General features: G+C 67.7%; 11 protein-coding genes. 6 read left to right on the forward strand and 5 right to left on the reverse strand.

Annotation, left to right across the window (positions count from 1 at the left end; all coding sequences use genetic code 11):
• Positions 1 to 8 precede the first annotated feature (8 nt).
• Positions 9 to 656, forward strand: a complete 648-nt coding sequence (gene ureG / locus HWX87_RS22780) for an urease accessory protein UreG (RefSeq protein ID WP_176049392.1) — start codon at positions 9 to 11, stop codon at positions 654 to 656.
• A gap of 63 nt (positions 657 to 719) precedes the next feature.
• Here ureG and waaA read toward each other — a convergent pair whose 3' ends face one another.
• From waaA to HWX87_RS22800, 4 genes are all read right to left on the reverse strand, one after another.
• Positions 720 to 2,081 carry a lipid IV(A) 3-deoxy-D-manno-octulosonic acid transferase gene (gene waaA, locus HWX87_RS22785; RefSeq protein ID WP_176049393.1) on the reverse strand — a complete coding sequence of 454 codons (1,362 nt, stop codon included), beginning with the start codon at positions 2,079 to 2,081 and terminating at the stop codon, positions 720 to 722.
• Positions 2,082 to 2,118: 37 nt separating this feature from the next.
• Entirely contained in the window at positions 2,119 to 3,003 is an 885-nt protein-coding gene (locus tag HWX87_RS22790; RefSeq protein ID WP_176049394.1) for a Kdo hydroxylase family protein, read from the reverse strand.
• A gap of 24 nt (positions 3,004 to 3,027) precedes the next feature.
• Positions 3,028 to 4,023, reverse strand: coding sequence for a lipopolysaccharide heptosyltransferase I (waaC, locus tag HWX87_RS22795; RefSeq protein WP_176049395.1), 996 nt, complete (start codon positions 4,021 to 4,023; stop codon positions 3,028 to 3,030).
• Between the two features lie 175 nt (positions 4,024 to 4,198).
• A complete protein-coding gene (locus HWX87_RS22800; protein WP_176049396.1) occupies positions 4,199 to 5,593 on the reverse strand; it encodes a phosphomannomutase/phosphoglucomutase in 1,395 nt (464 codons plus the stop codon).
• A gap of 255 nt (positions 5,594 to 5,848) precedes the next feature.
• Here HWX87_RS22800 and HWX87_RS22805 point away from each other — a divergent pair, with 255 nt between their 5' ends.
• From HWX87_RS22805 to HWX87_RS22825, 5 genes are read left to right on the forward strand one after another with little or no spacing between them, the layout of a single operon-like run.
• Positions 5,849 to 7,105: an oligosaccharide flippase family protein gene (locus HWX87_RS22805; protein WP_176049397.1), complete on the forward strand. Its 1,257-nt coding sequence runs from the start codon at positions 5,849 to 5,851 to the stop codon at positions 7,103 to 7,105.
• Positions 7,105 to 7,926: a glycosyltransferase gene (locus tag HWX87_RS22810; protein WP_176049479.1), complete on the forward strand. Its 822-nt coding sequence runs from the start codon at positions 7,105 to 7,107 to the stop codon at positions 7,924 to 7,926. Before HWX87_RS22805 ends, HWX87_RS22810 begins: the two co-directional genes overlap by 1 nt.
• Before the next feature lie 42 nt (positions 7,927 to 7,968).
• A complete protein-coding gene (locus HWX87_RS22815; protein ID WP_176049398.1) occupies positions 7,969 to 9,105 on the forward strand; it encodes a glycosyltransferase family 4 protein in 1,137 nt (378 codons plus the stop codon).
• 15 nt (positions 9,106 to 9,120) lie between these two features.
• Positions 9,121 to 10,143 (forward strand): UDP-glucose 4-epimerase GalE, encoded by a 1,023-nt coding sequence (galE, locus tag HWX87_RS22820; RefSeq protein WP_176049399.1) that lies wholly within the window; start codon positions 9,121 to 9,123, stop codon positions 10,141 to 10,143.
• A gap of 27 nt (positions 10,144 to 10,170) precedes the next feature.
• Entirely contained in the window at positions 10,171 to 11,277 is a 1,107-nt protein-coding gene (locus HWX87_RS22825; RefSeq protein WP_176049400.1) for a glycosyltransferase, read from the forward strand.
• A gap of 91 nt (positions 11,278 to 11,368) precedes the next feature.
• On the opposite strand, the gene HWX87_RS22830 is transcribed toward HWX87_RS22825, so the two are convergent.
• Positions 11,369 to 13,252, reverse strand: a complete 1,884-nt coding sequence (locus tag HWX87_RS22830; protein WP_176049401.1) for a nucleoside-diphosphate sugar epimerase/dehydratase — start codon at positions 13,250 to 13,252, stop codon at positions 11,369 to 11,371.
• Positions 13,253 to 13,264 lie beyond the last annotated feature (12 nt).

The raw sequence follows: 13,264 nt of genomic DNA on the forward strand, positions 1-13,264 counted from the left end.
TACCCGCCATGAACGCACCTGCTCCCTCCTCCGCCCGCCGCACGAAGAAACTGCCGCCGCTGCGCGTCGGCATCGGCGGCCCTGTGGGCTCCGGCAAGACCACGCTGCTCGAAATGCTGTGCAAGGCGATGCGCGACAAGTACGACCTCGTCGCGATCACGAACGACATCTATACGAAGGAAGACCAGCGGCTGCTGACGGTGGCTGGCGCGCTGCCCGAGGAACGCATCATGGGCGTCGAGACGGGCGGCTGCCCGCACACGGCGATTCGGGAAGATGCGTCGATCAACCTCGAAGCCGTCGACCGGATGCTGTCGCGCTTTCCGGACGCCGACATCGTGTTCATCGAATCGGGCGGCGACAATCTCGCGGCAACCTTCAGCCCCGAGTTGTCGGACCTGACGATCTACGTGATCGACGTCGCCGGCGGCGAGAAGATTCCACGCAAGGGCGGCCCCGGCATCACGAAGTCCGACCTGCTCGTGATCAACAAGACCGACCTCGCGCCGCTGGTCGGCGCAAACCTCGACGTGATGGCGTCCGACACGCGGAAGATGCGCGGCGAACGGCCTTACGTGATGACGAACCTGAAGGCGCTCGAAGGCGTCGCGGACGTGATCGCGTTCATCGAGAAGAAGGGATTGCTGACGGTCTGAGCTGCGTTGCGGCGGCGCATGTCGCCGCAACGCGTACGCGGGCGGCCTTGCGCCGCCCGTCGTCTATTCGTCGTCGGAAGCCGCGCCCGGCGCGCCCTGCAGCATGCGCTCGCCGCGTTCGGCGGGCGGCAGCAGCGCCGCGAGCACGTCGACCGTACGCGCGGTCGCGCCGCGGTGACGCGATGCGAAGGCCGCGCCGGCCGCACCCATCGCGATACGCCGCGCCTTGTCGGCAAACAGCGCGTCGAGCACGTGCGCGAGATCGAGCGGATCCGCGACCTGCATCGCCGCACCGGCCGCGACCGCGTCGGCGGTCGCCTGCGTGAAATTGAACACGTGCGGCCCGATCAGCACCGGCACGCCGACCGCGCACGCTTCGATCAGGTTCTGGCCGCCGAGCGGCAGCAGGCTGCCACCGATGAACGCGATATCGGCGGCCGCGTAATACGCGCCGAGCTCGCCCATCGAATCGCCGAGCAGGACCGTCACGTCGCCCGGCAACGGCTCGGCAGCCGTCTGGCCGGCCGCGAGTGCAGCCGCGTCGGCCGCCCAGACGGAACGGCGCACGCACTTGAGCCCGCTGCGCGCGACGAGCGCCTCGACCTCCGCGAAACGCTGCGGATGACGCGGCACGAGCACCAGCAGCGCGTCGGGCGTATGCATCTCCGCGAACGCCTGCAGCACCAGCGCTTCTTCGTTCTCACGCGTGCTGGCGGCCACCCACACGGGCCGCGCGCCGATCGCATCGCGCCACGCATGGCCACGCGCCGCGAGTTCCGGCGGCGTCGTCATGTCGAACTTCAGGTTGCCGAGCACGCTCACGTTGCGCGCGCCGAGCGACGTCAGCCGCTCCGCATCGGCCGGGCTCTGCGCAAGCACGCGCGAGAAACCGCCGAACACGTCGCGCGTCGCCGCGCCGAACTTCGCCGCGCGCCGGAACGAACGCGCGGACATCCGCGCATTGGTCAGCACGAGCGGCACGTCCGCGCGACGGCACTCGTCGATCAGCGTCGGCCACACCTCGGTTTCCATCACGAGGCCGAGCGTCGGCCGCCACGCGTGCAGGAAGCGCCGCACCGCGCCCGGCATGTCGTACGGCAGGTAGCAGCGCAGCACGCGATCGCCGAAGATCTGTTCGCCGGTCGCGCGGCCGCTCGGCGTCATGTGCGTGAGCAGGATGCGCGCATCGGGGCGCGCGTGCATCAGCGCGTCGATCAGCGGCTGCGCGGCGCGCGTCTCGCCGACCGACACGGCGTGCACCCAGATCAGCGGCGCGCGGTCGTCGCGCGAGCGGCCCGTCACATGACCGAAGCGCTCGCCGATATGTTCGCGATAGCCGCGCTCCTTGCGCGAGCGCAGGTAGAGCCGGATAACCGCGGCAGGCGCGACGAGCCACCACAGCGCGCGATAGATCACCCTCAGCATGCGGCGGCCCCCGTATTGCGTCGAAGCAGGTGCGCGCTCAAACCAGCGCCCTGCCCTTCAGGCGTTCGAGAATGCCGAGCGGCGCGCATTCGCGGCGGACCATCGCGTCGACCGGCAGGAAGAACGTCTGTTCGAGCATGAACTGGCCGGACATCACAGCGTGCGAAGTCTGATCCGAGAAACATATCCACACGCAACCCGGCGGAAACGGCATCGTCTGCTGCGGGCTCGTCTTCTGGTAGTCGAGATCGGCCTTCATGCTGTCGTGCAGGTTCAGCATCAGGTGGTCGTACGCGCTGCGCGGCGACTTCGTCACGTGCAGCAGGTTCAGCAGCCACGCGGCACCCGGCAGTTGCGGCTTGATCGACGGCAGGAAGCGCTTCGCGACGTCCTCGAACGGCTCGCCGACGCGCCATACGCGCGGCACGCCGGCCGGGTTCACGTTCGTGAACACGCGCAGGATGCGCTCGCCGTAGTTCGGCCGCGAAGGAAACGCGTCGACGTGCAGCCGGCTGTCGTCCTTGCGCCATGATGTCTGGCGCGTCTCGACCTGCATCAGCCGCAGGCTGGTCGGCGCGACGCGCAGCTTGCCGCGGTATTCGGGAAAGAGGCCGTCGACGAGCGTGCCGGCCTGCTGCTGGAAGCGCGCGACGAGCGCGCGCACGGCCGACTGCGTGACGCTGTCGCCGAGCACGCCGGCGAGCGCGCCGCCGTTCGGCGCGAGGCTGATGTTCTTGCGCTTCGGATCGGCGAGCGCCGGATCGAGCAGCGCTTCCTCGCCGCCCTCGATCGCGAAGCGCAGATGCGGGAAATACAGCACCTTGCCTTCCTCGACGGCGGCCAGCAACTGCTCGCGCGGCGCCGACAGGTTGTGTCCGCTCCAGTCGGCGGACGGGACTTCGATGATCTGGGATTCGCTCATGATCGGTTCGCGGATGTGACAGCGTTACAGGAGACCGAAGCCCGCGAGCGCCGACTTCACCTGCGCGATCGACGGGGGCTGCCCCGCCGTGCCGAGATTGACGACGTTCGGCGACCAGTAGCCGCCGGTGCGCCAGGCCGTCGCGAAATTGTACAGTTCGACCGTCGGACGCTTCAGCGCGGCCGCGATGTGAACCAGACCTGTATCAACCCCGACGGTCGCGGCCGCGCCGTCGATCAGCCCGACCACGGCCGGCAGCGACAGCTTCGGCGGCACGATCGCCGCATCGCCGAATTCCTTCGCGAGCCGCTCGCTGGTCGCGCGCTCCGCGTCGTTGCCCCACGGCAGCACGAGCGACGCGCCGCGCCGCACGAGCGCCTGGCCGAGCTCGATCCACGCGGCGTCCGGCCACTGCTTGTCGGCGCGCGACGTCGCATGGACGAACACCACGTACGGCACCGGCAGGTTCAGGCCGAGCGCGGCCACCGCGAGCGCCGCCGCACGCGTGTCGAGGCCGAAGTCGACCGGATCGGCCGGCGTCGGCGCCGGGTCGTCCAGCGCGGCCGCGACCAGTTGCCGCGAGCGCTCGACGACGTGCGTGCGCGGCTCGATCGGCACGCGCTTGCGATAGAAGAAGCGCACCGGCCATTCATAGCCGGCGCCGTCGGTACGGTTGCCGAGCCCGACGAGCGGGCCGCGCGCCCAGCTCGCGACCCAGGCCGTCTTGATCAGGCCCTGGCAGTCGATCACGAGATCGTACTGCTCGGCCGCGAGGCGCCTGCGGAATGCGCGGATCTCGCGCCACGTGGCACCCGAGAACGGCCTCTTGCGCCAGCGGCGCAGCGAGAACGGCAGCACGTTGCGCACGCCGTCGACGAGCCGCACGAGGTCGACGAAGCTTTCCTCGACGAGCCAGTCGATCTGCGCATCGGGGTGGCGGCGCCGGATATCGGCGATCACCGGCATGTTGTGCACGACGTCGCCCAGCGACGACACGCGCACGATCAGGATCTTTTGCACGCTGAAAAAACGCCGGCTGGCAGCCGGCGACAAGCATAAAGGGGGGATTTTATCCCGCCCGGGGGTCCAGACAGACAAAAAGCGGCCGCACGCCTTTGGCGTGCGCCGCTTTTCGGGGATGGCGCGACGATTGGATCGACCCTCGCGCCGTTGGCGGCCCGCGGGCCGCCAACACTCAGAACGGCAGCTTGACGTCCGGCTTCGCGGCCGTCAGCACACGGCGGAAGTCCTCCTGGATGCGCTTGAGCCCTTCCTGCGTCTCGGATTCGAAGCGCATCACGACGACCGGCGTCGTGTTCGACGAACGCGCGAGGCCGAAGCCGTCCGGGTACTCGACGCGCAGGCCGTCGATCGTCACGACTTCCTCGGCGCCGTCGAACTTCGCTTCCTTCTGCAGCTTGTCGATCAGGCGGAAGTTCTCGCCCTCGTCGAGCCACAGCTGCAGTTCGGGCGTGCTCATCGCGTCCGGCAGCCCGTTGAGCAGCGCGCTCGGGTCGGCCGTCTTCGTGAGGATCTCGAGCAGGCGCGCACCCGTGTAGAGGCCGTCGTCGAAGCCGTACCAGCGATCCTTGAAGAACACGTGGCCGCTCATTTCGCCGGCGAGCGGTGCGCCCGTCTCGCGCAGCTTCGCCTTCACGAGCGAATGGCCCGTCTTCCACATCAGCGGCTCGCCGCCCTTCGACTTGATCCAGTTCGCGAGGTGACGCGTGCACTTCACGTCGTAGATGATCTGCGCGCCGGGGTTGCGCGACAGCACTTCTTCCGCGAACAGCATCAGCTGGCGGTCCGGGTAGATGATCTGGCCGTCCTTCGTGACGACGCCGAGGCGGTCGCCGTCGCCGTCGAACGCGAAGCCGAGTTCGGCATCGGTGTCCTTCAGCGCCTGGATCACGTCCTGCAGGTTTTCCGGGTGCGCGGGATCGGGGTGGTGGTTCGGGAACGTGCCGTCGATGTCGGTGAAGCGCTCGACGAGTTCGCAGCCGAGCGCCTTGAACAGGCGCGTCGCGAGCGGGCCCGCGACGCCGTTGCCGGCGTCGACGACCAGCTTCAGCGGCCGTGCGAGCTTCACGTCGCCGACGATGCGCGCGATGTACTGATCGGCGACGTCGATTTCTTCATACGTGCCGCTGCCCGTCTCGAAGCGCTCGTCGACGATGCGGCGGTACAGCGCCTGGATCTGCTCGCCGTAGATCGCGGCGCCGCGCAGCACCATCTTGAAACCGTTGTAGTCGGGCGGGTTGTGGCTGCCCGTGACGACGATGCACGAATCGACGCGGCGCTCGCCGCCCTTCAGCGCCAGCGGCACGTTCGCCGCGAAATAGCCGACCGGCGTCGGCACCATGCCGACGTCGACGACGTCGACACCGGCCGCACGCAGGCCATCGGCGAGCGCGCCGACGAGTTCCGGCCCGGACAGGCGGCCGTCGCGCGCGACGACGACCGCGTCGCCGCCCTGCGCACGCACTTCGCTGCCGAATGCCCGGCCGATCCCGCGCGCCGTGTCGACGTCGAGTGTCTTGCCGACCACGCCACGAATGTCATATGCCTTGAAGATGGATTGGGAGATCATCGATTCTCTTCTCTCTCAGTTGCGTGCATGGAAAATTGTCTGGCTTGGCTGGCCGCCTCTCGCCGGTGCCGCGCATGATACATGCGGCCCCGCAAAACAAGGAACGGAACGGCTGGAGCGGGCGCGATCCCACTTATAATCGCGGGTTTTGATGACGCGCATGCCGCCCATTTTAATGCCTAGCCGCTCCGCCGCAGCCAACCCGCAGCCTTCGGGCGCCCTGCCGGCCGCCCTCTGCGCGTGCCGCCGCTGCGCATGCTGAAGCGCTTCGGCAACCCGGACGTCGCGAAAGCCGTCGCGAACCTCGTCTGGCTGGGGCTCGAACGGCTCACGCAGATCGGCGTCGCGATCGCGATCAGCGGCCTGCTGGCCCGTTATTTCGGGCCAGATGTGTTCGGCAAATGGCAGTATGCGAATACGCTCCTCCTGGTACTGGCGCCGCTCACCTGGGTGTGCGGCGCGGAAATCCTCGTCCCGACCATCGTCCAGCGTCCGCCCGCCCAGCTCGGCGCGGTGCTCGGCAGCGCGTTCGCGCTGCGCATCGCCGTGTCGGTGGCCGCGCTCGTCGCGACCTGGATCGCGATCGCCGCGGGCGCCTTCGATCCGCTGGTCGGCGCGATGCTCGCGGGCCTCGCCGTCACGATGGTGTTCCGCGAGCCGTTCGTCGGCGTGATCAACGCGTGGCTGCAGAGCATGACCTACAGCAAGCCGCAGCTCGTCACCAGCATGGTCACGGCGCTCGCGAAGGCGCTGCTCGTGTGGCTGCTGGTCCGCGCGGCCGCCGGCCCCGCCCGCTTCGCGTGGCTGTGGGCGCTCGAGGCCGCCGCGATCGGCTTCGCGCTGCTGCTGTACTACCGGCATCGTAACGGCGGCACCCTCGGCTGGACGTTCGATAAACCGCTGTTCAGGCACTTTGCAACGGCCGGCACCGTGTTCTGGCTGGGGCTCATCTGCATGTACCTGTTCCTGAAGCTCGACCGCCTGATGCTCGAGCGTCACGTGTCGTTCGCCGATCTCGGCCGCTACTCGGCCGCGCAGCAGCTCAACGAGAACTGGATCACGCTCGCGCTGATGCTCGCGCAGACGATCGCGCCCGCCTTCGTCTACCGCGTGCAAGACGTCGCGCGGCTGCGCCGCAACATCGTCCGGCTGATCGCGATGACGGCCGGGCTGATGACGGCCGGCGCGCTCGTGCTGGACGCAGCCGCCCCGCTGATCGTCGGCAAGGTGTTCGGCCAGGGCTACGAGGCGTCGGTCGACATCTTCCGCTGGGCCGTCTGGCTGTCCGTGCCGGCCGGCATCGAGGCGATAGGCAATCTTATCGTTCTCAAATATCAAGCAAAATTCGTGTTGCTGTCGAAATGGCTGCTCGCGCTGGCGATCGCCGCGGTCGTCAACCTGTTCGCGATCCCCCGGCTCGGCCTGTACGGCGCGCTCGTCGGGCTGGCGGCCGGCTACCTGGCCGCGGCCGCCGTCAATTTTTATTACATCCGTTTCAAGCTGCGAACATGATGTCCCCCGATTACCCGCCCCCGCTCGACGACGTGGCCGTGCTGCTGCCGGCCTACAACGGGCACGACGACGTCGTACGGACCCTCGCGTCGTTTCGCGAGGAGGCGCCCGTGCACGTGCTGATCGTCGACGACGGCAGCACGCCGCCGATCGTCGCGCCCGACCTGCCGGGCCTCGCGATCGAGGTGCTGCGCATGCCGCGGAACGGCGGCATCGAGCGCGCCCTCGCGGCCGGCATCGACGCGCTCGCGGCGCGCGGCTTCCGCTATGCGGCCCGCATCGACGCGGGCGACCTGGCCGCGCCGCAGCGCCTCGCGAAGGAGCGCGCGTATCTCGGCACCCATCCGCGCGTGGCCTGCGTCGGCATGTGGACGCAGGTCGTGTCGCGCGCCGGCGAACCGCGCTTCATGCTGACGCCGCCCACCGATCCGCGCACGCTGCGCCGCACCCGCTTCCTGCGCTCGCCGCTCGTGCACCCGTCCGTGATGCTGCGCATCGACGCCGTGCGCGAGGTCGGCAACTATCGCGCGAAATACCGCGCGGCCGAGGATCTCGATCTTTTTTTACGGTTAATGCAACGCTACGATTGCGCGAACCTGCCGGAACTCGGCCTGTATTACGAATTGAACGAGGGCGGGATCAGTGCGACCAAGCGCCGGCGCCAGCTGGTGTCGACGCTCACGCTGCTGCTGAGCCATTTCAACGTGCTGAACCCGTACGACTGGGCCGGCCTCGCCAAGAACCTGCTGCATTTCGTGACACCGTACCGTACGTTGCAGCGGATCAAGCAGACGCTGTTCGCCGCGCGGCCGTCCGCCTGACGCCCAGCCGGCATTTACGACGCTTTATTTTTTCTTTTTTTCATGTCCGCCACTTCCCCGCTGCGCATCGCGCTCGTCTGCAACACGGCCTGGGCGATCTACACGTATCGCCACGGGCTGATCCGTGCGCTCGTCGCGCGCGGCGCCGAGGTCATCGTGATCGCGCCGCACGACCGCACGGTGCCGTTGCTCGAGCAGATGGGCTGCCGCTACGTGGCGCTCGCGGTCGCGTCGAAAGGCACGAGCCCGCGCGAGGATCTCGGCACGCTCGCGGCGCTCGTGCGTCACTACCGCGCGCTGCGGCCCGATCTCGTGTTCCATTACACGATCAAGCCGAACATCTACGGGTCGGTCGCGGCCTGGCTCGCGCGCGTGCCGTCGATCGCGGTGACGACGGGGCTCGGCTACGTCTTCATCCAGAAGAGCCGCGCGGCGAGCGTCGCGAAGCGGCTGTACCGGTTCGCGTTCCGCTTCCCGCGTGAAGTGTGGTTCCTGAACCGCGACGATCTCGCGACCTTCACCGACGAGCGGTTGCTCGCGCATCCCGACCGCGCGCGGCTGCTGCACGGCGAAGGCGTCGATCTCGAACAGTTCGCGCCCGTGCCGCTGCCTGCCGGCGACGCACCTGTCTTCATCCTGATCGGCCGGCTGCTGTGGGACAAGGGTGTGCGCGAATACGTCGAAGCCGCGCGCATCGTGCGCGGCCGCTTCCCGAACGCACGCTTCCAGCTGCTCGGGCCGCTCGGCGTCGACAACCCGAGCGCGATCGGCCGCGCGGACGTCGACGCGTGGGTCGGCGAAGGCATCATCGAATATCTCGGCGAGGCGCACGATGTCCGCCCGCATATCGCGGCGGCCGACTGCGTCGTGCTGCCGTCGTACCGCGAGGGCGTGCCGCGCACGCTGATGGAAGCGTCGGCGATGAGCCGCCCGATCGTCGCGACCGACGTGCCGGGCTGCCGCGACGTCGTCGCCGACGGCGAAACGGGTTTCCTGTGCCGCGCACGCGACAGTGCAAGCCTCGCCGAACAATTGAATCGCATGATCGCGCTCGGACCGCAAGGCCGTGCGGCGATGGGCGCACGCGGCCGGCAGAAGGTCGCGGCGGAGTTCGACGAGCAGCAGGTCGTCGAGCGCTACAGGGAGACCATCCATTCGTTGACCGGATTCACACTCTGAAGGAGCGCATCAGCAATGACCGCTAAAGGCACCATCCTCGTTACCGGCGGCGCGGGCTACATCGGCTCGCACACGGCCGTCGAGCTGCTCGACAACGGCTACGATGTCGTGATCGTCGACAACCTCGTCAACAGCAAGGCCGAGTCCGTCCGGCGCATCGAGCAGATCACGGGCAAGACGCCCGCGTTCCATCAGGTCGACGTGTGCGACGAAACCGCGCTCGCGAAGGTGTTCGACGCGCACCCGATCACCGGGACCATCCACTTCGCGGCGCTCAAGGCCGTCGGCGAATCGGTCGCGAAGCCGCTCGAGTACTATCAGAACAACATCGGCGGCCTGCTCGCCGTGCTGAAGGTGATGCGCGAACGCAACGTCAAACAGTTCGTGTTCAGCTCGTCCGCGACCGTGTACGGCGTGCCCGAGCGCTCGCCGATCGACGAGTCGTTCCCGCTGTCGGCGACGAACCCGTACGGCCAGTCGAAGCTGATCGCCGAGCAGATCCTGCGCGATCTCGAGGTGTCCGATCCGTCGTGGCGGATCGCGACGCTGCGCTACTTCAACCCGGTCGGCGCGCACGCGAGCGGGCTGATCGGCGAAGATCCGGCCGGCATCCCGAACAACCTGATGCCGTATGTCGCACAGGTCGCGGTCGGCAAGCTGGACAAGCTGCGCGTGTTCGGTTCCGACTACGCGACGCCGGACGGCACGGGCGTGCGCGACTACATCCACGTCGTCGATCTCGCGAAGGGGCACATCGCCGCGCTCGACGCGCTGGCGAAGCGCGACGCGAGCTTCGTCGTGAACCTCGGCACGGGCCAGGGGTACAGCGTGCTGGAAGTCGTGCGTGCGTTCGAGAAGGCGTCGGGTCGACCGGTGCCGTACGAACTCGTCGCACGCCGCCCGGGCGACATCGCCGAGTGCTATGCGAACCCGCAGGCCGCGGCCGACATCATCGGCTGGCGCGCGACGCTCGGTATCGAGGAAATGTGTGCCGACCACTGGCGATGGCAGGAGGGGAACCCGCGCGGTTTTGTATAATCCGCTGTCCATTTTTCGAGCGATCCCATGCTCAGCTTCGCGTCCGGCTTCATCGTCTCCCTGCTCGTCACGCTGTTCATCGTGCGCTACGCGCACCTTCACGAGAAATTCTCGGTCGACAGCGATCTGGCCGGCGTGCAGAAATTCCACGTGCGGCCCGTGCCGCGAGTGGGGGGCATCGGGATCCTCGCGGGGGTCGTCGTTGCCGCACTGATCCTGTCCCGGCGCTATCCGACGATCGCGGGCAGCATTCTCGGCATCGCGGCCTGCGGGATGCCGGCGTTCCTGTCCGGCCTCGTCGAGGACCTGACCAAGCGCGTGTCGCCGCGTGCGCGGCTGCTCTGCACGATGGGCGCGGCCGCGCTCGCGTTCTGGCTGATGAACATCGCGGTCACGCGCATCAGCGTGCCGCCGCTCGACTTCCTGCTCGGCTACGTCGCCATTTCGGCGTTCGTCACCGTGCTCGCGGTTGCGGCGCTCGCGAACGCGATCAACATCATCGACGGCTTCAACGGCCTCGCGTCGATGGTCAGCTTCATGATGTTCGCGTCGCTCGCGTACGTCGCGTTCCATGTCAACGACCCGGTCGTGATGTCCGCGTCGATCATCATGATGGGCGCCGTGCTCGGCTTCTTCCTGTGGAATTTCCCGGCCGGGCTGATCTTCCTCGGCGACGGCGGTGCGTATTTCATCGGCTTCATGCTTGCCGAACTCGCGATCATGCTCGTGATGCGCAATCGCGAGGTATCCGCGTGGTACCCAGTGCTGCTGTTCATGTACCCGATCTTCGAGACCTGCTTCTCGATCTACCGGAAGAAGTTCATCCGCGGGATGTCGCCCGGCATTCCGGACGGCGTGCACCTGCACATGCTCGTGTACAAGCGGCTGATGCGCTGGGCCGTCGGCACGAAGCACGCGCACGACCTGACGCGCCGAAATTCGCTGACGTCGCCGTACCTGTGGCTGCTGTGCCTCGTCGCGGTGATCCCCGCGACGCTGTTCTGGCGGCACACGGTGCACCTGTTCGCGTTCGTCGTGCTGTTCGCGCTGACCTACGTGTGGCTGTACATCAGCATCGTGCGGTTCAGGGCGCCGCGGTGGATGGTGGTGCGCAAGCACCGGCGCAGCCACTGAGCGTCACATCGGCTGCCGGATGAAAAAAAGCGCCCTGCCGGGCGCTTTTTTTCATGCGTCGTCGAGCCGTTCGGGTCGCGACCCGGCCGCATCAATCGTTCGACGCGGCGCGCACCGTCGGTACGCTCTGCAAGGTCGGGGCAACGGCCGTCTGGTATTCCGGCACCCAGCGCCGCAAGTCGCGCCGCACTTCGTCGTCGGACAGCACGCGATGCTGCATCAGCCACGGCAGCAGCTCGTCGAGCAAATTGTCCGGCACTTCGCGCGCCCGCGCGATCCGCAGTTTCGGGTGCGGCGTGCGCGTCGTCGCCTCGTCGTCCGCGAGCAGCTCCTCGTAGAGCTTCTCGCCGGGCCGCAGCCCCGTGAACTCGATCCGGATCTGGTCTTCCGAGAACCCGTAAAGCCGGATCAGGTCGCACGCGAGATCGACGATCTTCACCGGCTCGCCCATGTCGAGAATGAAGATCTCGCCGCCATGCCCCATGCTCGACGCCTGCAGCACGAGCTGCGAGGCCTCGGGGATCGTCATGAAGAAGCGCGTGATCTCCGGGTGCGTGACCGTCACCGGGCCGCCCTTCGCGATCTGCTGCTGGAACTTCGGAATCACGCTGCCCGCACTGCCGAGCACGTTGCCGAAACGCACCGTCTCGAACTGCGTGCGCCCGCTCGTCTGCTGCAATGCCTGGCATGCCATTTCGGCGAGGCGCTTGCTCGCGCCCATCACGTTGGTCGGATTGACCGCCTTGTCGGTCGAGATCAGCACGAAGTGACGTACGTCGTGGCGGATCGCCGCGCGGGCCACGCGATACGTGCCGAGCACGTTGTTGCGCAACGCCTGCCAGGCGTTGTGCTCCTCCATCAGCGGCACGTGCTTGTAGGCGGCCGCATGGAACACGATGTGCGGCGCATGGCGCGACATCACCTGGTCGAGCAGCAGCGAATCCTTCGCATCGCCGATGATCGGCAGCACGGGCAGGTCGGGGAACCGTTCGCGCAGCTCCTCGGTGAGCCGGTACATCGCGTATTCGGACAGGTCGAATGCAACCAGTTGCGCCGGCGCGAAGCGCAGGATCTGCCGGCACAGCTCGGAGCCGATCGAACCGCCCGCACCCGTCACCATCACGACGCGGCCGCGCAGCAGCGCCTCGACGTGCGGCGTGTCGATCGTCACGGCATCGCGGCCGAGCAGGTCCTCGAGATCGATGTTCCGCACCTGCGACAGGAAGCCCTGCCCCGGCATCAGCGCGGTCAGCGACGGCAGCACCATCGCCTTCACGCCGGCCCGCACGCACAGTGTCGCGACGCGACGCTGCGTTTCGACCGACGCCGACGGGATCGCGATGATCGCGTACTCGACCTTCATCGCATCGGTCCAGTGCTTGAGGTCGTTGAACGAGCCCAGCACCTTGTAGCCGTAGATTTCGCGGCCCTGCTTCGTGACGTCGTCGTCGAGCAGGCCGACGAGGCGCCATTCGCCGGAACGCGACAACTCGCGCGCGAGACTCGCGCCGGCCGTGCCGGCGCCGAGCACCAGCACCGGCTTGCCCTTGCCGACGAGGCCGCCGTACAGGTAGTACTCCTTCGTCGCACGGTAGAGCGCGCGGGCACCGCCCATCGCGAGGAACAGCATCAGTGGCGACACGAGCAGCACCGAGCGCGGAATGATCGGCTGCGGCTGGAACATCACGGCGCCGATCATCACGATCACGCCGCCGCCGACTACCGCCTTCGCGATGCGCATCAGGTCGGGCAAGCTCGCGAACACCCACAGCCCGCGATACAGGCCGAACCCGTGGAACATCAGCGCGTAGATGGGCAGCACCCAGGTCAACGCCATCAGCGCGCCGCTCAGGAAATCATGCGGGACGCTGCCGTTGAAACGAACGAGATAAGCGAACAACCATGCGGCTACAACCGCCGTCAGGTCGAACAGGAAAGCACTCAGCGACAGCCACGACGCTCTGGATCGAAACATCGGCGGGAAACC

The organism is Burkholderia sp. BCC1644 (assembly GCF_902833225.1).
In the GTDB taxonomy this organism is placed as follows: Bacteria; Pseudomonadota; Gammaproteobacteria; order Burkholderiales; family Burkholderiaceae; genus Burkholderia.